At 71.1% G+C, this 23,658-nt stretch carries 19 protein-coding genes and 3 tRNA genes; 11 read left to right on the forward strand and 11 right to left on the reverse strand.

Going from position 1 to position 23,658, the window contains the following annotated elements; all coding sequences use genetic code 11:
* Window positions 1–22: 22 nt before the first annotated feature.
* On the reverse strand, window positions 23–637 hold the full coding sequence (locus tag JJ683_RS02320; protein ID WP_200171060.1) for a DUF488 domain-containing protein: 615 nt from the start codon (window positions 635–637) through the stop codon (window positions 23–25).
* 103 nt (window positions 638–740) lie between these two features.
* On the opposite strand from JJ683_RS02320, the gene JJ683_RS02325 reads away from it, so the two are divergent.
* Together JJ683_RS02325 and JJ683_RS02330 are read left to right on the forward strand one after the other, a co-directional pair.
* Window positions 741–1,559 carry a hypothetical protein gene (locus JJ683_RS02325; protein ID WP_200171061.1) on the forward strand — a complete coding sequence of 273 codons (819 nt, stop codon included), beginning with the start codon at window positions 741–743 and terminating at the stop codon, window positions 1,557–1,559.
* Window positions 1,560–1,566: 7 nt separating this feature from the next.
* Window positions 1,567–2,244, forward strand: coding sequence for a class F sortase (locus JJ683_RS02330; RefSeq protein ID WP_200171062.1), 678 nt, complete (start codon window positions 1,567–1,569; stop codon window positions 2,242–2,244).
* A gap of 59 nt (window positions 2,245–2,303) precedes the next feature.
* Here the strand turns inward: JJ683_RS02330 and JJ683_RS02335 are convergent.
* Window positions 2,304–2,376: transfer RNA gene (locus tag JJ683_RS02335), tRNA-Arg, on the reverse strand.
* Window positions 2,377–2,478: 102 nt separating this feature from the next.
* Window positions 2,479–2,566 (reverse strand) — tRNA-Ser (locus JJ683_RS02340).
* 134 nt (window positions 2,567–2,700) lie between these two features.
* Here JJ683_RS02340 and hisC point away from each other — a divergent pair.
* A complete protein-coding gene (gene hisC / locus JJ683_RS02345) occupies window positions 2,701–3,840 on the forward strand; it encodes a histidinol-phosphate transaminase (protein ID WP_307810635.1) in 1,140 nt (379 codons plus the stop codon).
* 198 nt (window positions 3,841–4,038) lie between these two features.
* Window positions 4,039–5,724, forward strand: a complete 1,686-nt coding sequence (locus JJ683_RS02350) for a bifunctional metallophosphatase/5'-nucleotidase (RefSeq protein ID WP_307810636.1) — start codon at window positions 4,039–4,041, stop codon at window positions 5,722–5,724.
* Here JJ683_RS02350 and JJ683_RS02355 read toward each other — a convergent pair.
* The gene (locus JJ683_RS02355) at window positions 5,711–6,676 is read right to left on the reverse strand and encodes an alpha/beta fold hydrolase (protein WP_242474344.1); all 966 of its coding nucleotides are present in this window, start codon (window positions 6,674–6,676) and stop codon (window positions 5,711–5,713) included. The two genes, JJ683_RS02350 and JJ683_RS02355, sit on opposite strands and share 14 nt — an antisense overlap.
* A gap of 131 nt (window positions 6,677–6,807) precedes the next feature.
* Window positions 6,808–6,892: transfer RNA gene (locus JJ683_RS02360), tRNA-Ser, on the reverse strand.
* A gap of 408 nt (window positions 6,893–7,300) precedes the next feature.
* On the opposite strand from JJ683_RS02360, the gene JJ683_RS02365 reads away from it, so the two are divergent.
* The 3 genes from JJ683_RS02365 to JJ683_RS02375 are packed head-to-tail and all read left to right on the forward strand — an operon-like array spanning window position 7,301 to window position 11,244.
* Window positions 7,301–8,632, forward strand: a complete 1,332-nt coding sequence (locus tag JJ683_RS02365; protein ID WP_200171065.1) for an arylsulfotransferase family protein — start codon at window positions 7,301–7,303, stop codon at window positions 8,630–8,632.
* 59 nt (window positions 8,633–8,691) lie between these two features.
* The gene (locus JJ683_RS02370; protein ID WP_200171066.1) at window positions 8,692–9,699 is read left to right on the forward strand and encodes an NAD(P)H-quinone oxidoreductase; all 1,008 of its coding nucleotides are present in this window, start codon (window positions 8,692–8,694) and stop codon (window positions 9,697–9,699) included.
* Between the two features lie 48 nt (window positions 9,700–9,747).
* Window positions 9,748–11,244 (forward strand): glutamate-cysteine ligase family protein, encoded by a 1,497-nt coding sequence (locus JJ683_RS02375; protein ID WP_200171067.1) that lies wholly within the window; start codon window positions 9,748–9,750, stop codon window positions 11,242–11,244.
* 37 nt (window positions 11,245–11,281) lie between these two features.
* Here JJ683_RS02375 and JJ683_RS02380 read toward each other — a convergent pair whose 3' ends face one another.
* On the reverse strand, window positions 11,282–12,508 hold the full coding sequence (locus JJ683_RS02380) for a cysteine desulfurase-like protein (protein ID WP_200171068.1): 1,227 nt from the start codon (window positions 12,506–12,508) through the stop codon (window positions 11,282–11,284).
* A gap of 281 nt (window positions 12,509–12,789) precedes the next feature.
* Here JJ683_RS02380 and JJ683_RS02385 point away from each other — a divergent pair, with 281 nt between their 5' ends.
* From JJ683_RS02385 to glfT1, 4 genes are all read left to right on the forward strand, one after another.
* A complete protein-coding gene (locus JJ683_RS02385) occupies window positions 12,790–13,398 on the forward strand; it encodes a bacterial proteasome activator family protein (RefSeq protein WP_200171069.1) in 609 nt (202 codons plus the stop codon).
* Between the two features lie 64 nt (window positions 13,399–13,462).
* Window positions 13,463–14,329 carry a galactan export ABC transporter permease subunit Wzm/RfbD gene (gene wzm, locus JJ683_RS02390; protein ID WP_443733831.1) on the forward strand — a complete coding sequence of 289 codons (867 nt, stop codon included), beginning with the start codon at window positions 13,463–13,465 and terminating at the stop codon, window positions 14,327–14,329.
* Window positions 14,330–14,437: 108 nt separating this feature from the next.
* The gene (gene wzt, locus JJ683_RS02395; RefSeq protein WP_200171070.1) at window positions 14,438–15,265 is read left to right on the forward strand and encodes a galactan export ABC transporter ATP-binding subunit Wzt/RfbE; all 828 of its coding nucleotides are present in this window, start codon (window positions 14,438–14,440) and stop codon (window positions 15,263–15,265) included.
* A complete protein-coding gene (gene glfT1, locus JJ683_RS02400; RefSeq protein ID WP_307810637.1) occupies window positions 15,258–16,208 on the forward strand; it encodes a galactofuranosyltransferase GlfT1 in 951 nt (316 codons plus the stop codon). Before wzt ends, glfT1 begins: the two co-directional genes overlap by 8 nt.
* A 279-nt stretch (window positions 16,209–16,487) precedes the next feature.
* Here glfT1 and JJ683_RS02405 read toward each other — a convergent pair whose 3' ends face one another.
* The 5 genes from JJ683_RS02405 to JJ683_RS02425 form a co-directional block, all read right to left on the reverse strand.
* A complete protein-coding gene (locus tag JJ683_RS02405) occupies window positions 16,488–16,892 on the reverse strand; it encodes a YjbQ family protein (RefSeq protein WP_200171071.1) in 405 nt (134 codons plus the stop codon).
* 89 nt (window positions 16,893–16,981) lie between these two features.
* On the reverse strand, window positions 16,982–18,094 hold the full coding sequence (locus JJ683_RS02410) for an NDMA-dependent alcohol dehydrogenase (RefSeq protein WP_158726799.1): 1,113 nt from the start codon (window positions 18,092–18,094) through the stop codon (window positions 16,982–16,984).
* Window positions 18,095–18,125: 31 nt separating this feature from the next.
* The gene (locus JJ683_RS02415) at window positions 18,126–19,634 is read right to left on the reverse strand and encodes an aldehyde dehydrogenase family protein (protein ID WP_200171072.1); all 1,509 of its coding nucleotides are present in this window, start codon (window positions 19,632–19,634) and stop codon (window positions 18,126–18,128) included.
* Window positions 19,635–19,755: 121 nt separating this feature from the next.
* Window positions 19,756–21,477, reverse strand: a complete 1,722-nt coding sequence (locus tag JJ683_RS02420; RefSeq protein WP_200171073.1) for a sigma-54-dependent Fis family transcriptional regulator — start codon at window positions 21,475–21,477, stop codon at window positions 19,756–19,758.
* Between the two features lie 184 nt (window positions 21,478–21,661).
* On the reverse strand, window positions 21,662–23,551 hold the full coding sequence (locus tag JJ683_RS02425; protein ID WP_200171074.1) for a glycosyltransferase: 1,890 nt from the start codon (window positions 23,549–23,551) through the stop codon (window positions 21,662–21,664).
* Window positions 23,552–23,658 lie beyond the last annotated feature (107 nt).

Here is a 23,658-nt window from a genome sequence, read left to right on the forward strand (position 1 = left end):
GACAGAGGCAGGCGGGCGGGGCCTACTCTTCCTCTTCCGACGGATAGGTCTCTTCCGGCGGATAGGTGATCGCGAGGCCGTCCACCGCCGCGAAGCTCGTCAACCTGTGCGACTTGGCCTGCGTGGGGCTCATGATGTCGAGGACCGTGTCCCCACGCACCAGCAGCGCGTCGCCGATCAGCGAACGGTGGCAGCGCCAGGGCACAGCCTCCGCGCACATCACAGCCACCGGAGCCTCCGCAGCGATCGTGCGCAGGCGGTCGATGCCCTCGGCGAAGGCGGCGGTCTGCATGTAGTCCGCGTAGCCGCGGAACGAGGCGTTGCGCCACGCCCCGTTGACCGACGCTTTCGTCGTGTGCCGCAACCCGCCGAGTTCCTTCATCCGCACGTATCCGATCCCGGCGTCGCGCAGCGTCGCCGCCAGCGTGTCCTCCCCGAACTGCGGGTTGTGGCGCGACTTGGCGATGGTGCGCACGTCCGCGATCCTCTGCACCCCGTGCGCCCGCAGCAGCGCTACGAACTCCCCGGAGGCGTGCGTGGAATGCCCGACGGTGTAGACGGTGAGGCCGGCGCCTGCGCCCACTGCGCAGTCCGCCCTGCCCGCATCGCCGTGACCGGCACCGGATCCAGCTGCCATGGATCCACACTATCTCCACCGATCCGTGAGCCACGTCGCACCGAATACCTCGTACAAGACGGACGGGAAGACCTCTCGCCCCGAGTGTGAGGAGTTGGTAACGATGCGCACGAACGAAACCATGCGCAGGACGCTGCAGCTGACCGCCACGGCGGCACTCGCGGCAGTCCCCTTGGCCATCGGCATCCCGGCGACAGCCGCCGCCGATACGCCCGCCGACAGCGGAGGGGGCGGCACCTACTACCAGGCGATCCTCAACCCCCTCAACGGCTCCGGCGGCAAGGGGCAGCTGATGATCAAAGTGCAGGGCGATCAGGCCTGGGTGTCGGAGAATGTGCAGGGCCTCGCCGCAACATTCCAAAACGGGCCGTACCCGCACGTCCAGCACATCCACATCGGCGGCCAGGGGACGTGCCCCGCTCCGGGCGCCGATACGAACGGCGACGGCATCGTGGACACGGCCGAAGGCAAACCGGCCTACGGCGCCGTGAACACCACGCTGACCACGACCGGTGACACCAGCGCGAAGGCCGCAACCGACATCACGACCGCTCCCAGCGGCGGCAGCTTCAAGTACGAACGGACAATCACGCTTTCACCGGAGACGTTGAATGCGATGAAGGACGGCAGTGCCGTCGCGGTGGTGCACGGGCTCGACCCCGCCACCCTGTCCCCGCAGGCGCAGGGCGAGAAGAGCAATCTCGCACCGGAGCTGCCGCTGGCCGCGACCGCGCCCGCACTGTGCGGGACGATCACCGCCTCTCAGATGAGTCAGGTGCCCGGAGGCGGTGTCGACACCGGCGGCGGTGCGACGTCCGGCGTCGAGTACGGCTGGGTGTTCGGTGTGGGTGGCGCCGCGTTCGTGGCGGCAGGCGGCGCGCTCGCGGTGAGCAGGCGGCGCGACGGCGCACACCGCGGGTGACGGCGCCATGACCGACCGGAACGGACGACGACGGCGACGGGCGGCGGCGGTCGCCGCCGTCCTCCTCGCGGCCATCGGGATCGCGGCGGCCGCCGTCGGGGCGACGCTGCAGGAATCGCCGCCGCAACCGCCGGCCGCGGCGGCGGCATCGGTTGCTGCACCGTCGTCCACCGCATCCGCGGCTCGGCCCGCTCCGGTCACGCCTGTGCCGGCCGCGCCCGTACCAGCCCCCGTCGCCATCGACGTCCCCGCCATCGACGTGCACCACGCGCTGATGCGACTGGGCCGGAACCCGGACGGCACCCTGCAGGTGCCGCCTCTCGACCAGGTGGACGTGCCCGGGTGGGACACCCTCTCGCCTGCGCCCGGCGCGCCCGGCCCCGCCGTCATCGTCGGGCACGTCGACTCGGCCGAGCAGGGCGAGGGGGTGTTCTTCGACCTCGGAGCACTGAGGCCCGGCGACACTGTGGACGTCACCCGCGCCGACGGCACCATGGCGGTCTTCGACATCACGGAAGTGCGGCAGTTCGCCAAGGCGGAGTTTCCGACGCTGCGCGTGTACGGCAACACCGAGGCCCCGGAACTACGGCTGATCACGTGCGGCGGGGCATTCGACGCGCGAAGCCGCAACTACGAGGACAACATCGTGGTCTTCGCCTCGCTCGTCGATACGCGCCCGGGGTAAACCGACGCGCGATGAACCGCAGAACCCCGGACGGCAACCGTCCGGGGTTCTGCGGATTGTGCGCCCGAAGGGATTCGAACCCCTAACCTTCTGATCCGTAGTCAGATGCTCTATCCGTTGAGCTACGGGCGCGTATTGTGTTGTGGCCGTACAGGTGTATCCCTGCGCTCGGCCGAACCGAAGTTCCGTGAAGAACTATAGTCCACCCTGCGGCCGGCGACGAAACCGGCCCCGCGGAGGCGAGAGGATTTGAACCTCCGGTCCCCGGATAGAGGACAACTCATTAGCAGTGAGTCCCATTCGGCCGCTCTGGCACGCCTCCTGAGGCCCGCGGGCCCCGCGGTGACCGCACGGCCACCAGCACGAGAGCCTACACAGCGCGCCCGACGCTTGGCAAAACGCCTCGACGGCGGGTGCTGGTGCGACGGCATGGCGGCGGCGGACATACTGGAGGACGTGACTGAACCGGCCGTGACTGAACCCGCGCTGCCCCGCACCCGTCCCGACCTCGACGCGCTGCCCCCCTACGTCCCCGGGCGGACGGTGCCCGGCGCGGTGAAGCTCGCGAGCAACGAAACCACTGCGGGCCCGCTGCCCAGCGTGGCGCGGGCGATCGCCGAGGCCGCCGCCACCGCCAACCGCTACCCGGACAGCGGCGCCGCCGAGTTGACCTCCCGGCTGGCGGCCCGGGCCGGGGTGCCGCCCGGCAGCGTCGCGGTGGGCTGCGGTTCGGTGGGCCTGTGCCAGCAGCTCGTGCAGGCCACCTGCGCCCCGGGCGACGAGGTCGTCTTCGCGTGGCGCTCGTTCGAGGCGTACCCGATCGTCACGCAGGTGGCGCTGGCCTCCCCCGTCCCCGTGCCGCTGGACGGCGACGACGCGCACGACCTCGACGCGATGGCCGCCGCGGTCACCGACCGCACGAGGGTGGTGTTCCTGTGCAACCCCAACAACCCCACTGGGACGTTCGTGGGTGAGAAGGCGATCGAGGAGTTCCTCGCGAAGATCCCGCCGCACGTGGTGGTGGCCCTCGATGAGGCCTACATCGAGTATGCTCGGCCCGGCGACGGGCGCACCGACACGCCGGATCCCGCCCTGCCGGATGCCGCCGTCCCGGACTCGCTCGCCCTCGCGCGGCGGCACCCCAACGTGCTCATCCTGCGCACGTTCTCCAAGGCGTACGGCCTCGCCGGGGTGCGTGTCGGCTATGCGATCGGGCACCCCTCCCTCATCGGGGCCCTGCGCAAGGTCTTCGTGCCGTTCAGCGTGTCGACACTCGCGCAGGCCGCCGCCCTCGCCTGCCTGGACGCCGAGGAGGAGCTGCTCGAGCGCACCGGGCACGTCGTGGCGGAACGCGGTCGGATGGCCGCGGCCCTGGCCGGCGCCGGCTACCTCGTGGCTCCGAGCGCCGCGAACTTCCTGTGGCTGCCTCTGGGCGCCCGTTCCGCCGAGTACTCGGGCCGCAGCGCCGACGCCAAGGTGATCATCCGCCCCTACGGCGACGACGGGGTGCGCATCACCGTGGGCACTCCGGAGGAGAACGACGCTTTCCTCGCGTTCGCCACCGGGGCCGAGGCACTGCGCATCGCCGGGATGTGAGGGCCCGGCGCCGGCCTCCGCCGCGCCGCACCTGCCACGATTCATCGGCCCTGAAAAACGTGACCGAAACGTGTTCTACGGACGTACGATCGGTGACCAGTTCGTGACCTCGACGGTGCATGGTGATTGAGGCTCGTCCGGCGTCCGCGCGGGCCCCGGGGAATCCAGGAAATCAGCGTCCAGGAGAACAGGAGCGACGTGACGGCAGGCGATGATGTGCGCAGGCGCATGGGCCGTCCCTTACGCGTCGCTGCCGCCGCCGCGCTGGCCCTGGCCACTGCAGCCGTCGCACCGTCTGCGGCCATGCCCGCTGCAGCCGCCGCACCCGCGGACCACACCGAGGTCCGCATGATGGCCATCAACGGCTTCGAGGGCAATCTCCGTCCACCCGGGGACACGGGCGGCGCCGGATACCTCTCCTCCTACCTGGACCAACTGCGCGGTGCGGCCGACGCCTCGCTGCTGTTCTCCACCGGCGACAACGTCGGCGACACCCCGTTCGAGTCGGCCTACTTCCACGACGAGCCGTCGATAGAGTTCCTCAACTCCCAGGGGCTCACCGCGTCGGCGATCGGCAACCACGACCTCGACCACGGGTTCGCGGAACTGCGCCGGCTCCAGACGGGCGGATGCCATCCCGTCGACGGCTGCCGGTTCACCCCGCAGTTCTCCGGAGCCGCGTTCCCCATGGTGGGCTCGAATCTGAAGCTCGACAGCGGCCTTCCCGCGACGCTCCCGTTCGCCGTGAGCTACGCGGGGTCCACGCCGGTCGGCACCATCGCCATCACCCAGAAAGACCTGGCGACACGGGTCGCCCCCGCCGGGATCGCCGACGTCACCGTGGCCGACCCGTTGCAAACCATCAACCGCACCGCGGAACTGCTGCGATTCCTGGGCGTGCGCGCCATCGTGCTGCTCATGCACGAGGATCTCGAGGTCCCCGCGGACACCGCCGACGGGTGTGCCCGCGCCACCGGACCCGCGCGTCCCATCATCGACAACGCCTCGCCCGCGGTGGACATCATCTTCACCGGAGGCTCGTCCCAGTCGTTCGCGTGCACCTTCCTCGACCCGGACAACCGCCCGCGCACCGTGGTCCAGGCGACGCCCGGCGGCACCGGCGTGGCCGTCGCGGACGTGACCATCGACCCGGCCACCGGCGACGTCCTGCGAGACCGCGTCAGCGCCTTCAACCAGGTTGTGCGCCACGACATCTCTCCGGATCCGGCCGCCGTCGCCCTCGTCGACCGTGCCACGGCGATGGCCGCCGAGAACGGCCGCCGTACGGTGGGCGCCGCGCCGGTCGCGCTCACCCGCAAGACCGACGCCGCCGGCGAATCCACCCTCGGCGAGCTCATCGCGGACGCCCAGCTGGCCGCCACCCGCGGTGCGGGCGCGCAGGTGGCGCTCACCAACCCGGGCGGTATCCGCGCCGACCTGCCGGCCGGGCGGATCACGTACTCGGATGTGTTCTCCGCCCAGCCCTTCCGCAACCGGCTGCACACGCTCACCCTCACAGGGGCGCAGCTCGACGCGGCGCTGGAGCAGCAGTTCCGGCCCGCCGGCGGGGACGACCCCGACGGCAATGGCCGCACGCGGATCGTGCTGCAACCGTCCGCCGGCCTCACCTACACCGTGGACCCGGCGGCTCCCCTCGGGCACCGGGTGAGCGACATCCGTCTGCACGGCACCGTCCTGCCGGCGGACGCCCCGATCCGGGTCACCGTCAACGCCTTCCTCGCCGAGGGCGGCGACGGGTTCAGTGCCTTCACCCTCGGCACCGACCCTGTCATCGGAGTCCTCGACACCGAAGCATTGGCCGACCACCTGCACGGCCGGTCGCCGGTCACACCGCCGGACCGGGACCGCATCACCGTCCGGTGAGCGGGGTGGACGTGCGCGCGTCGAGCCAGGCGGCCACGTCGTCGAACACCTCGGCCCTGTTGATCTCGCCGAACATCTCGTGCCGCCCGCCCGGGTACACCAGCGCGGTGAAGTCCGGGTGGCCCGCCGCCTCGAGTTCGTGCACGATCCGCCGCAGCGCCGGCCGGCCGCCCAGCGGGTCCTCGGATCCTGAGACGAACAGCACCGGCGTGCGCAGCCGGTGCAGCGCCGCCACCCCGCCCACGTTGCGGCACCCCACCATGAGATCGCGGGACAGTGACAGCGTCGCCGGGAAGCCGCAGAGCGGATCGGCCAGGTTGGCATCGACGTAATCCGGGTCGCGGCTGAGCCAATCGCTGCCGGTGCGCTGCGGCGTGAACTTCCGGCCCAGGCGGCCGCCCAGATGCTCCACCAGCGGGCTGACGGCCCGGCTTCCCCCACGGCCGCGCGCACGAATCGCCACCGTGAGTCCCGCGATACCGGCCGCCGCCATCGGCTTGTTCATGTAGGTGGTGCCGGAGAGGATCGCGCCGTCCACCGCGTCGGGCCCCGCCGGATGGTCGTCGAGGTGCTGGCGCACCAGCATCGAGCCCAGGCTGTGGCCCAGCAGGAAGTACGGGACCCCCGGGAACCGCCGCGCGCCGATCCTGCGCAGGGCGCACACGTCGCGGGCCGCCGTCTCCCAGCCTCCCTCCGCCGCGAAGAAGCCCAGTTCGCCCGGGCCCAGCGCCGTCTCGCCGTGGCCGAGGAGATCCGCGCCGAGCACCGCGAAGCCGTCTGCCGTGAGATGCGCCGCGAGCTCCCCGTACCGCGCGATCCGGTCTGCCATGCCGTGCACGATCTGCACGACGGCGTGCGGCTCACCCGGCGGGTCCCATTGGTCCACGTGCAAGCGGTGGATACCGTCGGATCCGGCGAATCGCCACTGGGAATCGGGTCGCCTGCTCGCCATCGCCGCCACGCCGCCCAGGGTAGCCGCGGCTCCCCGGCACGCCGCGCACGCTTTGCACCGGATCGCCCGGGAATCGGCGCTCGGACGGTGCACGCGGCGCGCGGATCGGCGCAAAAAACCAGCCGGAATTGCGGAAGCGGAGGGATTTGAACCCCCGGTCCGGTTAAGGACGCTCGCTTTCAAGGCGAGTGCATTCGGCCGCTCTGCCACGCTTCCCCGCCGCCGACGGCCGGTGCCGCCCGCAGCGCCCCGTAGCCTACCGGGTCCCGCAGGCCCGCACGCAGCCCCACCGCCGGGCCGGCCCCGGGGTTCCCGGGCGCACGGGGCCGCGGCATCGTATGGTGGCCGCTACCCACTCAATACCTTCAGAAACGCCGGGCTCCCGCCGGCGCCGGGTAATCCGAGGAGGACACCATCGCACCCGATCTGACCAGACGCGCCTTCTTCCGCCGTGCCGGCATCGTCGGCGCCGTCGTCGCATCCCCCCTCGGCGCAGGCACGGCGTACGCCGAGGGCAGCCTGGGCAGCCTGGGCTCCCTCGGCTCGACGGGTTCCGGGTCGCCAGGACCCGCCCCCGCCCCGCGGTTCGTCACGCGCCCCGACCTGGCACCGCCCGCCATCACCGTGGCACCCGGAGGCGCCCCGCCGCTCGGCCACGTGTTCCTCGCCCCCAAGCAGGTGGGGGTGCCGGGGCCGGGGCAGGGGCCGCTCATCGTCGACGGTGCGGGCGAGCCGGTGTGGATCCACCCGGGCGACGGGGTGGAGTTCAACATCGGCTTCCACCCGCAGACCTATCGCGGCAGGCCGGTGCTGGCATGGTGGCACGGCCGCATCCCCTACTCGCACGGGTACGGCAGCGTGACCGTCCTCGACGAGCACTACAACCTGATCACCGAGGTGCACGCCGGCAACGGCGAGCAGGCGGACCTGCACGAGGTCACGATCACCGACGACGACACGATGCTGCTCCTGGCGTATTCGACGCGGCAGGCCGACCTCGGCCCGATCGGCGGACCGGCCGACGGGTGGGTGTACGAGGGCGTCGTACAGGAGATCGCCATCGACAGCGGCGCGGTGCTCATGGAGTGGCGCAGCCTCGCCGAAATCCCGGTCGCCGACTCCTACTTCCCGCTCGGAGGCCACGGCGCGCACAACGATCCCTACGACTACCTGCACATCAATTCCGCCCGCGTCGCGCCGGACGGGAACATCGTCATCTCGTGCCGCCACACCGGCACCGTCTACAAGATCGCGCGGGACGGTTCGCGCGTGCTGTGGCGACTGGGCGGCAAGAGCTCGGATTTCCCGGTACCGCCCGACGCCTCCTTCTCCTGGCAGCATTGCGCCGTCCAGCACGCCGACGGCACCCTGTCCCTGTTCGACAACAGCCTGCGCACCCCGCCGTCCCCGGGAGCACCGTCACCGGCCTCGAGTGCCCTCGTCCTCGACGTCGACGAAGACGCGCGCACAGTGCGGCTGCGGCGGCGGCTGCACCACCCGGTCCCGCTCTACGCCGACACGCAGGGCAGCATGCAGACACTGCCGGACGGCTCCGCCTTCGTCGGCTGGGGCGCGGCACCGTACGCGTCACTTTTCGACGCGAGCGGGAACATGGTGTGGGACGCGCACATCGCGGAGCCCTGGCACAGCTATCGCGCCCACGTCGACGATTGGGCCGGCACCCCCGACGACGCCCCCGCGGTCGCCGCACGTCGCGCACGGACCGGCGGGGTCACGGTCTACGCCAGCTGGAACGGTGCGACGGAGGTCGCGTCCTGGCGCATCCTCACCGGAGACGCCCCCGGGGCGCTGCACGCGGTCGCGGACATGCCGCGCACCGGGTTCGAGAGCGCGGCGCCGGTGCCCGACGCGCAGACCTGGTTGGCGGCGGCGGCACTCGATGCGGCCGGCAACGAACTGGGGCGTTCGGAACCGGTCAGGTCCGCGGAAAGCTGATCCGGGGCGCGCCGCGCTGGACGAGCCCGGACGGTCCCCACCGGCGCTACCGTCGAGGGATGTATGCGATCACGCTTCCCTCCTTCGGCGGCCCGGACGCGATGCGGTGGGCGCAGGTGCCGGATCCCGCCCCCGGCCCCGGAGAAGTGCTCGTCGACGTCGCCGCCTCCGCGGTCAACCGCGCCGACCTGCTGCAACGCCAGGGCCACTATCCGCCGCCGGATGGCGTGTCCGACGTTCCGGGGCTCGAATGCTCGGGCACGATCGCCGAGCTGGGCGCCGGGGTGACAGGCTGGGAGCCCGGGCAGCGGGTGTGTGCACTGCTTGCGGGCGGCGGCTACGCCGAGCGTGTCGTGGTGCCCGCGACCCAGCTCCTGCCGGTGCCGGAGGGCGTCGGGCTGGTCGAGGCGGCAGGCATTCCGGAGGTCGCCTGCACCGTCTGGTCCAACGTGGTGATGCGCGCCGGACTGTCCGCGGGGCAGACGTTGCTGGTGCACGGCGGCTCCGGCGGCATCGGCACCCACGCGATCCAGGTGGCCGCGGCGCTGGGGGCCACGGTGGCCACCACCGCTGGGTCCCCCGACAGGCTGCCCCGCTGCCGCGAACTGGGCGCCGCCATCGCCGTCGACCACCGCACAGGCGACTTCGCCGGGGCGCTGGGCGAGGTGGGCGGCGCCGACGTCATCCTCGACAACATGGGCGCGAAGTACCTGCGCAAAAACCTCGAGGCGCTCGCCCCGGACGGTTGGCTGACGATCATCGGCATGCAGGGCGGCGCCACCGGCGAACTGCCGATCGGCGCGATGCTCGCCAAGCGGGCCCGCATCACGGCCATGGGGCTGCGCGGCCGACCGCTGGACGGCCCCGCGGGCAAGGCGGAGATCGTCCGCGAGGTGACGCGGAACGTGCTGCCGATGTACGCCGATGGGCGCGTACGCACCGTCGTGCACGCCACCGTCCCCATGGCCGACGCCGCGGAGGCGCATCGGCTTCTCGAATCCGGCGGGGTTTTCGGCAAGATCCTGCTGCGGCGCGATGGCAGCCGTGCCAGTGTGGAGGCACCGTAGGCAGGGTCGGTACAGGCGGAAGAGTCGGTACGGACGGAAGGGGCCGTCATGGGCGACGACGTCGGGCATCGCGTCTTCACCCGTCAAGACCGCCGCGCCTTCCGCGAGAAGGTACAGCTGTGTCTGGATGCGATGGCCCGCATGCTGGCCGACGACCAGTTCGAGCTGTCCGAGCCGCGCATCGGCATGGAGGTGGAGCTCAACCTGGTCGACACCGCGATGCGACCGGCGATGGCCAACTCCGAGGTGCTCGAGGCCATCGCGGACGACGCCTTCCAGACCGAGCTGGGCCGGTTCAACATCGAGATCAACATGCCCCCGCACCGACTGCGCGACCGGCACGTGTTCGACTTGGAGGAGTCGCTGCGCGCGTCGCTGAACTCCGCAGACGCCCGCGCCGCCCGTTCCGGCAGCCGCCTGGCCATGGTCGGCATCCTGCCGACGCTGCGGGCCGAGGATCTCACCGCCCAGTCGATCTCCGCCAACCCGCGCTACGCGCTGCTCAACAACCGGATGCTGGAGACGCGGGGCGAGGACATCGAGTTGCGCATCGTCGGCACCGCCCTGCCGGGCGCGGCCGCCCCCGAGCGCCTGGAGACCGTGTTCGACTCGATCCTGCCCGAGGCCGCATGCACCTCCCTGCAACTGCACCTGCAGGTGGGACCGGACGAGTTCGCGGCGCACTGGAACGCCGCCCAGGCCATCGCGGGCGTGCAGGTGTCGCTGGCCGCCAACTCGCCGTTTCTCATCGGCAAGGCCCTCTGGCACGAAACACGGCTGCCGCTGTTCCAGCAGGCCACCGACACCCGGCCGCAGGAACTGGTCAATCAGGGCGTGCGGCCGCGAGTGTGGTTCGGCGAACGCTGGATCACCTCCATCTTCGACCTGTTCGAGGAGAACTCCCGGTACTTCCCCTCGCTGCTGCCCATCGTCAGCGACGAAGATCCGCTGGCCGTGCTCGACGCGGGCGGCGACCCGGCGCTCACCGAGCTGCGCATGCACAACGGCACCATCTACCGGTGGAACAGGCCCATCTACGACACCACCGACGGCGGCCATCACATCCGCCTGGAGAACCGCGTGCTGCCGGCCGGACCCACCGTCGTCGACACCCTCGCGGACGCGCTGTTCTTCTACGGCACCGCACGCGCCCTTGTCGACGCCGATCGCCCTCTGTGGTCGCAGATGTCGTTCGACGCGGCGCGCGAGAACCTCGAATCGGCGGCGCGCAGCGGATTCTCGGCCAGGCTGTACTGGCCGGAGGTGGGGTGGGTCAGCCCGCAGGAGCTCGTGCTGCGCCGGCTGCTGCCGATGGCGCACGCGGGGCTCGCCGCCTACGGCGTGGCGGAGGACGTGGTTGAGAAGTACCTGGGCGTCATCGAGGCGCGGTGCCTGGCCGGGCGCACCGGCGCGGACTGGCAGCGCAGCGCCGTCGCACTGCGGGAACGGGCGGGCGACGACCGCCCCGCGGCCCTGGCCGGGATGCTGGCCGACTACCTCACGCTGATGGGCGAGGGCGCACCGGTGCACGGCTGGGAGCTGTGATGCGCGCTCGCCCCCGCCCCGCCTTTCTCTGCCCCGCTCACCCCAGCGACGCGACCACCCGCACCAGCTGGTCCACCTCGTGCACCGTCGAATAGTGGCCCAGGCCCACCGTCACCGCGCCGCCGACCTCGCCGACGCCGATCGCTTCGAGCACCCGCGACCCGCCGCGCGAGGTGAGCGCGCAGATGCCGTTGTCCGCCAGGCGCTGCGTCACGCGGTGGGCGGGCACCCCCGCGACGGTGAAGCTGAGCATGGGTACGCTGGCCGACCGCGCGCCCAGCACCATCACCAGCGGCAGCGACCGCAGCGAGCCCACCAGGTGGTCGAACAGGCCGGCCTGGTGGGCGCGCAGAGCGGACATGGACCGCACGATGCGCTCGCGCCGCGGTTCCGGCGCCGCCGCGCCGCGGTATCCCGGCGATGGGGACGAGGCGAGGCCGGCGAGCACCTCGATCGAGGCGACCATGCCCGCCAGCATCGCGTACTGGTGCGCACCCACCTCGAGCATCGCCGGGCCGGTGGCCGTCGGGTCGATCGCGACGCGCTCGAGCCGGTCGATCACCGCGGGGTCGCGGAACACCAGCGCACCGACGGGCGGCCCGCCCCAGATGGCGGAGTCGAGTGCCAGCACGTCGACGCCGAGCTCGTGGATGTCCACCGGCTCGTACGGCGCCAGGAACGCGGCGTCGACCACTGTCAGGGCGCCCGCCGCGGAAGCGAGCTTGGCCACTGCCGCCACCTCCGGCTTGACACCGAGCGTCGACGAGGCCGCTGTGACGGCGACAAGAGCCGTGGCCTCGCCGACCAGTTCCGCATACTGCCAGGTGGGCAGCTCGAAGTTCTCGATGTCCACCTCGGCCCACTTGACGTAAGAGCCGTAGAGGTGGGCGGCGCGCAACCAGGGGGTGATGTTCTCCTCGTCATCCACCCGGGAGAGCACGACCTCGGTGCCTATTCCCAGGCGCCGCCGCGAGGCCTCAGCCAGCCGCGCCAGCAGCGTCGCACGGTTGGGGCCCAGCACCACGCCGGCCGGGTCCGCCCCCACCAGGTCGGCGACCGCGGCGCGCGCGGTATCGAGGATCCCCGCACTGCGCCGCGCGGAGGGGTATGCGCCCGAGGGGTCCGAGACCGAGGTGCGGAACGCCGTCGACACGGTGCGCGCCACCGAGTCCGCGATCTGCATCCCCACTTGCGCGTCCAGGTGGATCCAGCCGTCTCCCAACGACGGGAACAGCCCGCGCACCCCCCAGACGTCGTATTCCATGCCGTACAGACTATGTGGCAGCGGGGCGCTGATTCCACCCGCGCGCGATCGGCCGATCGCGCGCATACCCGAGTACTGACCCGCACCCCGGGCTGCACGGACCTCATCCGTTCGATGTACACCGACCACGTGCTCAGAGTAGTGGACAGCCGTCCGCCCGACGACAGCCGCGTCGAACGGCGGGGGCGGGCGCCCGGACCTGCGGCGCGCCGGTGTACCGGGCGTGCACAATCGGACCCGGCGGGCACAATGGCCACCACGCGAGCGAGGACGGGAAACGTATGAGTGAGAGCCCAGGCGACAGCGCCGGCGCCGGAAGCGGCGGCCCCGGTGGGGACGGTTCCAGTGGGGACGGTTCCGAGAACGGCTACGTCATCGTCGGACGCGACGCCGAGACGCCTTCGGACGAGCCGCACTCCCCGGACGAGGGGGCCGATGGGGGCGAGGACGACGACGGCAACGCCCTGACCTCGATGGTCGAGCAGCCCGCCAAGGTCATGCGTATCGGAACGATGATCAAGCAGCTGCTCGAGGAGGTCCGCTCGGCCCCGCTCGACGACGCCAGCCGTAGCCGCATGCGCGAGATCTACGCCACCTCCATCCGAGAGCTGGAGCAGGGCCTGTCCGGTGAGCTGCGCGACGAGCTCGAGCGGCTCACCCTGCCCTTCGGCGACGAGTCCGTCCCCTCCGACGCCGAGCTGCGGATCGCCCAAGCGCAGCTGGTGGGCTGGCTAGAGGGGTTGTTCCACGGCATCCAGACGGCACTGATGGCCCAACAAATGGCCGCACAGGCGCAGCTCAAGCAGATGCGGCACGCGCTGCCGCCGGGCGCCGCCCCGCAGCAGGGGCCGCACGGGGGACAGATGCCGGGCACCGGCCAGTACCTGTGACCCGCCGCCGCGCCGCGAACGGCGACGGGCCCGCGGCGGCGGCCGACTAGTACTGTTGGCTCCCGTGTCCGATCCCGTCACCACCGCCCCGCACGATCCTGCCCCGCGCATCACGGGTTCGCGCACGTTCGCGCGCGCGTTCGCGGACATGCGGCTCGGCTGGTCGCAACGTGAACTGTGGCTGATCCTCGGCTTGCAGGACATCAAGCAGAAGTACCGCCGGTCCGTCATCGGCCCGTTCTGGATCACCATCGCCACGGGCGTCATGGCCACCGCGCTGGGACTGCTGTATTCGCTGATCCTCGACCAGGATCTGGCCTACTTCCTGCCTTACCTCACCGTCGGCCTGATCATCTGGGGCCTCATCCAGGGCGCCATCGTGGACGGCTCGGAGGTGTTCATCGCCAATGAGGGCCTGATCAAACAGCTCCCCGCCCCGCTGAGCGTGCACGTCTACCGCCTGGTGTGGCGGCAGGTCCTGCTGTTGGCGCACAACCTCATCATCTACGTGATCCTGCTCGCGGTGTTCTGGACGTCGCTTGACCTGGGCTGGTCGTCGCTGCTCGCCATTCCGGCGATGCTGCTGCTGATCGTGAACGCCGTGTGGGTCACGATGCTGTTCGGCATCGTCTCCACCCGATTCCGCGATATCGCGCCGTTACTCGGCAGCATGACCCAACTGCTGTTCTACGTCACCCCCATCGTGTGGACCACCAAGGTGTTCGCGGACCGCCCCGGCGCCGCCGAGCGGGCCAAGCTCGCCGAGATCAACCCGCTGTTCCACTACCTGGAGATCGTCCGCGCGCCCATGCTCGGTGAGACCGCGGCCGCCTACCACTGGTACATCGTGCTGGGACTCACCGTCGTCGGCTGGGCGGCGGCGCTGCTGGCCATGCGCAAGTACCGCGCGCGTGTGCCGTACTGGGTGTGAGCCCGTCGCACGACAGAGCCTGCCGCACACGACCACCGGAGCCGCCGCATGAGCACAGGATCAGCAACATGAGCACAGGGACATCGGTATGAGCACAGGGACATCCGCATGAGCACAGTCAGCATCGACACGCACGGGGCCTGCGTCGACTTCCCCATCTTCGACGCCAGCACCCGGTCGCTCAAAAAGTCCGTGCTGGGCAGGGCCGGCGGCACCATCGGCAAGACCGACTCGAATGTGGTGACGATCGAGGCGCTGCGCGACATCACCGTGTCGTTCCGCGAGGGCGATCGCGTCGGCCTCGTCGGCCACAACGGCGCGGGCAAGTCCACGCTGCTGCGCCTGCTGTCCGGCATCTACGAGCCCACCCGCGGTTCCGCGGACGTCCGCGGCAGGGTGGCGCCGGTGTTCGACCTCGGCGTGGGCATGGACCCGGAGATCTCCGGCTACGAGAACATCATCATCCGCGGGCTGTTCCTGGGCATGACGCGCAAGCAGATGAACGACCGGATGGACGACATCGCCGAGTTCACCGAGTTGGGCGACTACCTGGCGATGCCGCTGCGCACCTACTCGACGGGAATGCGGGTGCGCCTGGCGATGGGCGTCGTCACCAGCATCGACCCGGAGATCCTGCTGCTGGACGAGGGCATCGGCGCGGTCGACGCGGAATTCATGAAGAAGGCGCGCATCCGGCTGCAGAAGCTCGTCGCGCGCTCCGGGATCCTTGTCTTCGCCAGCCACTCCAACGAATTCCTGGCTCAGCTGTGCAACACCGCGATGTGGATCGACCGCGGCGAAATCCGCCAGCGCGGCGGGATCGACGAGATCATCGGAGCCTACGAGGGCCCCGAGGCCGCTCAGCACGTCCGCACCGTGATGGCGGAGATGCGCCGCGAACAGCAGGCCACCGAGAGTGGCCGTGACCGTGTCTGACTCTGGTGGAAAGCGGCCTGACATCGGCGGAAAGCGGCCTGACACCGAGCGGATCGTCGGCGTCGTCGTCACCCACCGGCGCCGCGCGCTGCTGGCCGAGTCGCTCCGCGTGCTCGCCGCACAGACCCGCCCACTGGACCACCTCGTGGTGATCGACAACGCCGACGAGCCGGAGGTGCGCGCGCTCGTCGAGTCGCAGCCGATCCCGGCCACCTGCATCGGGTCGCGGCACAACCTCGGCGGCGCGGGCGGCTTCGCGCTGGGGATGCTGCACGCTCTGGCGCTAGGCGCGGACAGAGTGTGGCTGGCCGACGACGACGGCCGCCCCGACGGCCCAGACGTGCTGGCCACCCTGCTCGACTGCGCGCGCCGGCACGGGCTGGCCGAGGTCTCGCCCGTGGTGTGCGACATCGCCGAGCCCAGAAAACTCGCCTTCCCGCTGCGCCGGGGGCTCACCTGGCGACGGCACCGCAGCGCGCTCCGGCACCCCGAAGACCCGGAATCCGACCTGCTGCCCGGCATCGCGTCGCTGTTCAACGGCGCCCTGTTCACCGCGGCGGCCATCGACGCGGTAGGGGTGCCCGACCTACGCCTGTTCGTCCGCGGAGACGAGGTGGATGTGCACCGGCGTCTGGTGCGTTCCAGGCTGCCGTTCGGCACCTGCCTGGACGCCGCATACCTGCATCCCGACGGCGCCGACGAGTTCAAGCCGATCCTCGGCGGCCGCATGCACACCCAGTACCCGGACAACCCCGGCAAACGGTTCTTCACCTACCGCAACCGCGGATACCTCATGGCACAGCCCGGCATGCGGCGGCTCCTCCCGCAGGAGTACGCGCGGTTCGGGTGGTTCTTCCTGGTGCAGCGGCGCGACATCGCCGGATTCCGCGAGTGGATGCGACTGCGCGGGCTCGGACGGCGCGAACGGTTCACCAAGCCGTAGCGGCGGGGGCCTCCGCGCTGCGGGTGACCGTCGGCGCCGGCCTCTTCGTTGCGCTCGAAGTTCGGGCGTGACGAGGACGTGACGCCCGAAGTTCGAACGCGACGACACGTCGCGCCCGCAGTTGCGCCCACTGGTCCGTAGTTACGGACTGCACCCCGCAACAACGAACGTCACGCCGTGTCGCGCTCGAAGTTCGGGCGCGACGCCGACTTTGCGCCCGAAGTTCGAACGCCACAACACGTGCCCTTCGAACTTCGAACGCGACGCCGGCGTTCCCCGTCAGCCGCGCAGCAGGGACAGCCGGACCTCACGGTCCGGATTGTCGACGTTGAGGTCCACCAGCGTGATGGACTGCCACGTGCCCAGCAGCAGCCGGCCGCCGACGACCGGCACCGTGGCATACGGCGGGATCAGCGCCGGCATGACGTGCGACCGGCCGTGTCCGGGTGTGCCGTGCTGGTGCCGCCACCTGTCGTCGGCCGGGAGCAGGTCGCGCAGCGTTGCCAGCAGGTCGTCGTCACTGCCTGCACCCGTCTCGATGATCGCGATGCCCGCCGTCGCGTGCGGCACGAACACGTGCAGCAGGCCGTCGCCGTCCCCCGCCGCGAACTCGCGGCACCGGCCGGTGAGGTCGTACACCACCTCGTCGGCACCGGTGTGGACGGAGAACGTCTCGGATTTCACTGCATGCACCTCCTACGCACCATCATGCCCGGCGGGCGCACGTTGCGTGCGTCCGCCGGGCATGGGGCCCTGTCCAGGCGGGGGCCCAGTCAGGCGTCGTGGATGATGACGCCGCGGATGTTCTTACCGTCGCGCAGGTCTTGGTATCCCTCGTTGACCTGCTCGAGGGTGTACCGCTTGGTGACGAGCTCGTCCAGCTTGAGGTCGCCCGAGTCGTACAGGCGCAGCAGCTTGACGATGTCCCACTGCGGGTTCATCGAGCCGAACAACGTTCCCATGATCGTCTTCTGGTTCAGCGTCAGGTCCGCGCCGGAGACGTGCACCGTCAGTTTGGCCGGGTCGGCGAGGCCGGTGATGACGACCCGCCCGCCCTTGCCGATCACCGCCGTGGCAGCGGAGACCACCTGCTCGTCCACCGTGCCCACCAGGATCAGTGCGGCGTCCGCGCCCTGGCCCCACGTCAGTTCATTGACCTTGGCCGCTGCCTCCTCCGCGGTGGCGAACGCGTGGGTGGCGCCGAACTTGAGCGCAGTCTCGCGCTTGAGCTGGACCGGGTCGACGACGACGACGTACTTGCACCCGGCGCCGACGGCGCCCTGCACCGCGTTGATACCGAGGCCGCCGATGCCGTAGATGACGGCAGTGTCGCCGTTGCGGAGGTTGCCGGCGTTCACCGCGGTGCCCCAGCCGGAGGGCACCCCGCAGCCGACGAGCACTGCGGTCTCCAGTGGAAGCCAGTCGTCCACCTTGACCACAGAGTGCTGCGAGATCGTGGCCCGCTCGGAGAAGGTGCCCAGCATGCACATGCCGCCGAAGTCCTTGCCGTCGCCGTGGAAGCGGAAGGTGCCGTCCGGCAGGTAGCCCTCGAGGATGGTGGCGCCCATGTCGCACAGGTTCTGGCGCCCCGTCGAGCAGTACCGGCAGGTGCCGCAGTTCGGGATGAAGCTGCACACCACGTGGTCGCCCGGCTTGACCTTGGTGACGCCGGGGCCGACCTCTTCGATGATCCCGGAGCCCTCGTGGCCGCCGACGATGGGATAGCGCGGCGGCAGGTCGCCGTCGGTCAGGTGCAGGTCCGAGTGGCACAGGCCCGCGGCGGTGTATTTGATGAGCACCTCGCCGGGGCCGGGGCCGTCGAGGTCGAGCTCCATGATCTCGAACGGCCTGCCGGCCTCCAGGAGCACTGCTGCCTTGGTCTTCATGGTGTCCTCCTTTGTCAGAGCACGAGGGTGCTCACAGCGCGATGTTGACGGATTTCGTGGTGGTGTAGAGGTCGAGGGCGCCCGCGCCCAGTTCGCGTCCCCAGCCGGACTGCTTGTAGCCGCCGAAGGGCATGGCCGTGTCGAAGCCGTTGTACTGGTTGACCCACACCGAGCCGGCCTTGACCTGGCGCGCGGTGCGGTGGGCCTTGGAGACGTCTTTGGTCCAGATCCCGGCGGCCAGCCCGTAGATCGAGTCGTTGGCCGCGGCCACCACGCCTTCGTCGGCGTTGAAGGGCAGCGCCGCCACCACGGGCCCGAAGATCTCCTCGCGCACCACGGAGAAGTCCGGCTGCACATCCACCAGCACGGTGGGTTCGACGAAGTAGCCGCTTTCGCCCCAGCGCCCGCCGCCGGAGAGTGCGCGCGCGCCGTCGGCGAGGCCGTCGCGCAAGTAGCCGGTGACCTTGTCGAACTGTTCTTGCGAGATCAGCGGGCCGAGTTCGGTGGCCGGGTCCATGCCGGGGCCGATCCGCACCTTCGAGGCGGCCTCGGCGACCGCCGCGGTGAACTCGTCGAAGATCGTGTCCTCGACGTACATCCGCGTGCCGGCGACACAGCACTGCCCGTGGTTGAACAGCCACGCGTTGAGCGAGCCCGGCACCGCGGCCTCGAGATCCGCGTCGGCGAACACGATGTTGGGGCTCTTGCCGCCGAGTTCGAGCGAGACCTTCTTGAGGTTGCCCTTGGCGGCGTCGACGATCTTCTTGCCTACCTCGGTGGAGCCGGTGAACGCGATCTTGTCGACTGCGTCGTGGCCGGACAGGGCGGCGCCCGCGTCGCCGAATCCGGTGACGATGTTGACGACGCCGGGCGGGAATCCGGCCTCGGTGAACACCTCGCCCAACAGCAGCGCGCTCAGCGGCGTCTGCTCCGCGGGCTTGAGGATCACCGTGTTGCCCGCCGCGAGCGCCGGCGCCAGCTTCCAGGCGGCCATGAGGATCGGGAAGTTCCACGGGACGATGAGCCCGCACACGCCGACGGGCTCGCGCAGCGTGTAGGCATGGAACTGTCCGCCGGGCGCGAACGGCATCGACACGTTGACCGTCGAGCCCTCGATCTTGGTCGCCCACCCCGCGTAGTAGCGGAACACGTCGGCGGCCCAGGCCACGTCCACGGCGGTCGCGATGCCCACGGATTTGCCATTGTCGAGCGCTTCGAGCTGGCCGAACTCCTCGGCGCGTTCGCTGAGGATGTCACCGATCCGCCACAGCAGCCGCTCACGCCCGTTGGGCTTCATGTGCGGCCACGGACCCTCGTCGAATGCACGGCGCGCCGCCCGCACCGCCCGGTCCACGTCGGCGGCCTCGCCGTGCGCCACCTGCGCGAGCTCCCTGCCGGTGGCGGGGTCCTCGGTGCCGAACGTGCGCCCGGACGCCGCGTCCGCCCACTCGCCGCCGATGAGCAATTGCTTGCGGCCGGACAGGAATCGCCGTACTGCGGGCACCACCGACTGCGGGCCGTGTTCGATGAGCGCGGTCATGAAACCTCCTCGACTGGATGTGTTCTGCAACACACCTATCGTCGATCACGAACGGCGACCGCAGGTGTTCAGACTCTGGACACCGCACCCGAGCGACCGTCCAGCGCCGAGGCGGCCGGCCTCAGACCTTCAGCGTGCGCATCCGGGCGTAGAGCGTGGTCCGGCTGATCCCGAGCTCCTCGGCGGCTTGCCTCTTGTTGCCTCCCTTCGCTGCGAGCGCCGCGACGATTGCGGCGCGTTCGGCGCGTTCCATCCCGGTCAGCCGGGCCGCCGTCGCACCCCGTCGCACGTGCTCCGGGAGGTCGTCGACGGTCACCGTGCCGCCGCTCCTGTGCACGGCGGCGGCCAGGACCGCGCGCAGTTCGGTGATGTTCCCCGGCCACGGATACGACGCCAGGACCGTCGCCACGCCGGGCGGCACCCGCGCGCCGCCGTCCGGGTCGAGCTCCGCGAGAACGCCGGCGACGATCCGGGGGAACTCCGATTGCCGTTCGCGCAGCGGCGGTACCGCCGCTCGGCGATCGCACAGCGCGGCCAGCGCCTCGCCGGCGCCGGTACCGGTGCGCACTGTGACGACCAGGCGCGCGCGTCCGGCGCCGCCCGCGAGCGCCCGCGAGACCCGGCGCAGCAGCCGATCCGGCAGCAGATCGGCGTGCTCGATGAGCACCACCGCCGCGTCGTCACGCTCCGCATCACGGAGAGCGTCCGCGAACCGGCCGCCCCAGACTCGCTCGCCGTCGGCGCCGAGCTCCACCGCGTCCACTTCCACCGCGTCGAGAAGCGTCAGCCGCAGCAGGTCCGCGGCCACGGGTTCCCCCGCCCCGCCCGCACCGTCGATGAGGCGCAGCGCGGCGGTCGTCACCCCACTTCCCGGCTCCCCGACCACCGCGACGGTCCCCGCCGGCCCTGCCTCAGATGGTCTTGCCTCGGATGGTCCCGCCACTGTCGGCACAGCCGCGGCCCGCGGCGCCCCGGCCACCGCCTCGATCCGGAACACCGTGCCCGCGCCCGCGCCCTCGACCCGCGTCATCTCGACCCGCACAGGCGCCCCCGAGACGAGCACCGCGTCCGTCGTCAACGGCCGGCCGGCGGCCAGGCCGCGTGCCAGTCCGCGCAGCATCGGGTGGTCGCGCGGGTCCACGAGATCGAGCGCGGCCGGATCGGCGAGCGCCAGCTCGGCGCCCAGCCCGACGACGGCCGCATCGGAACGGGAACGTCGACGGGCCCGCTGGTATGCGGACATCAGCCTGAGGTCTTCGACGCGCGCGCCCTCGACCAGCCTGCGTTCGATCTCCTCGACTGCGCGGACCACCAGCGGCAGGTAGAGGGGATTGGCCGTGGCCTGAACCCCGGTGATGTCGACGACGCCCTCGACCCGGCGGGTCAGCGGATGGCGGATGGGATGGCCGTAGCAGCTGAAACCTTTCAGCGACTCGAGGAAGTGCTCGGTCCCGTGGATGGCCACGCCGCGCCCGAGCTCCAGCGCGGTTCCCAGGCCGTTCGTTCCGGCCTGTTCCTCGCTGTACAGCATGCCGGGGATCACGCCGCGACGCTCCAACGCGCGCTCGGCGGCCCCGGTGTCGGACCAGCGGTCGACGATGACGCCGTCGCAGTCGCCCAGCAGCAGTGCCACCCCCGTACCGGCGGTGTGCCGGGCGAGCTCCTCGAGCACCGGCGCCGCCGCACGCCGGACTGCGGCCGATCCGGGGCCGCCGGTGAACGCCGTGATGGCGTGGTCCGGCTCCAACCCGCACATGACCGAGCGCTGCCACGACCGCGCGATATCCGCGCGCAAGTCCCGCGCCCCGCCGCGTGCGGGACCACCGAGTGGACGATCTGGCATCACACACCCTGCCCGTCGACGACGCACTCCGGCGCGGGAGCCGCGCAGACCCAACGGCACCGGACGCACTGGCCACCCTGCTCGACCGGCCACGCCGCTGAACGGGCCGTGTTGCTGAACGGGCCATGTTGCGGAATGAGCCGACCGACTCACGGTGCGCGCCGCGCACGCCCCGTGATACGGATCACGATACCGTAGTATCCGCGGGCCCGATCCCGTAGAGGCGCGCCCAGTTCTCCCTGCTCGTCAGCGTCGGGACGGCGGCGCGGTAGGCGTCCTGCGCGGCGGGCCCCTCTGCGACGAAGCGCCGCAGGGTGGACGCCAGCCGCTTCGTGAGGGCCTTCGCCTGCGCCGCGTCCCGGCGCCTGCGGCGCACTCCTCCCTGCGACGCGTCCGTCACATACACCTCGCCGAACGCGGACACGTGCCACCAGAACGAATCCTCGTACGGGACCGCCACCGGGCCCGCCTCGACGCGCCCGGACAGCTGACGCGCCGCCTTCTTGGCCAGCACCAGGTCCGCTTTGTCCTCGTCCAGCGGCCCGACGACCCGGCGCACCTGGGCGGAGGCGGGCATCGCCGACACCGGCAGCCGCTGCGTTTCCGGGTGGCCGGACCGCAGCTCGCGCACGCGGGCCAGCAGCTCCTGGCCGCCGTCAGCGAGCGCGTCCGGCCCTTCGAGGAACGCGTCGACGGCCGCCAGCAGCGTCTCGGCGAACCCGTACTGCATCGCGACGATCGTGCTGAGCACCCGGCGCGACAGTTCCTTGCTCAGATCGCGCACGTCGAAACCGCTGTGGACTGCCGCGGTGATCAGGGAATTGCGCAGGCCGAAAAACTGCCCGAAGTCGTCGCCGTCCTTCCAGTAGAAGTCGGCGTGCCACACCGACGCGCCGGGCAACGTCACGGTGGGGAAGCCCCGGCCCCGTGCGCGGATGCCGTACTCGATGTCGTCCCACTGGAAGAAGTACGGCATCGGCAGGCCGATCTCACGGATCACCGACGCCGGGATCAGGCAGGACCACCAGGCGTTGTAAGGGGCGTCGATGCGGCGCTCCTGCACGTTGTCGATCACCGACTGGTCGTGCAGCGCCTCGGCGTCGGCGGGCAGGCCGGCCTTGAGCGCGGACAGGTCGTCCCCCTCCGCGGACAGCAGCAGATAGTCGGGGTTGTAGAGATACAGCATCTGGGCGCCGACGAGCATCGGCGACGCGGTGTGGTCGGCGAACGCGGTCATGCGCAACACCGTCTCCGGTTCGACGCGGACGTCGTCGTCCATCAGAAGCACGTTCGCCTGGCCGGCGCGCCCGGTCACCTCGTACATGCCGCGGCTGAATCCGCCAGCGCCGCCGAGGTTCGGCTGACGCAGGTAGTGCAGGCGTTCGCCCAGCACTGCGGCGGCACCGGTGAAGACCGGCCGCGAGTCGACAGTGTCGGTGCCTTGGTCGGTGACGTAGACGTGGTCGATCACGCCCAGCACCTCCGGGTCCGACGCGAGGGCCGCCACCGTGGCAGCGCAGTCGTCGGCCCGGTTGAATGTGCAGATCGCGACGGCGTTCGGCAACCGCCCTTCGCGCGCGTCGTCGGCGCCGACGGTCCAGTGCACGCCGTCGACGGTGAGCGGCAGGTCGCCCGCGCGGAACTCCAGCCACATTGCCCCGCCGTCGAGGAACTTGTCGATCGGTGCGTCGAACTCGACGGCGACGGGCCCGTCACCGGGGGCGGCGTCGACGGACGCGAAGTCCACGGTGCGCTCGTGGCCCGCGATGTCCGACGCCCGTACCCGCACGGTCCCGTGCGCCCCCACCGGCTCCGCCGAGTCCGGCCGGCCCACCCGCACCTCGGCCCGCACGCGCACGGCGGTCACCCCCGTCCACCGCTGCCAGTAGGAGGCCTCGAAGCGGCCGAAGTAGGCGTTGGTGTGGGCCTCCGCCCCGGGCTGCAGGGCGATCTCGGAGCGCAGCCTGCGGGCCACGCCGTGCGTCACCTTGCTGTAGAGGTCCTCGCTGACCCAGTCCTCGGGGCCCGCGAAGTGGTTGCGCTGCACCAGCCTGCGCGCGTTCGCCGTCTGCACTCTGTCGCCTCACTTGTCTTCCGGGTCCGTCCGCCGGCCCGCCGCTGATTCCGCCGTCGCAGTCCGATGCCGCCGTCGCCTTGCTGCTGTTGTGATGCTGAAGTTCG

Origin of the sequence: Tomitella cavernea, from assembly GCF_016599145.1 — a bacterium.
GTDB classification, from domain to species: domain Bacteria; phylum Actinomycetota; class Actinomycetes; order Mycobacteriales; family Mycobacteriaceae; genus Tomitella; species Tomitella cavernae.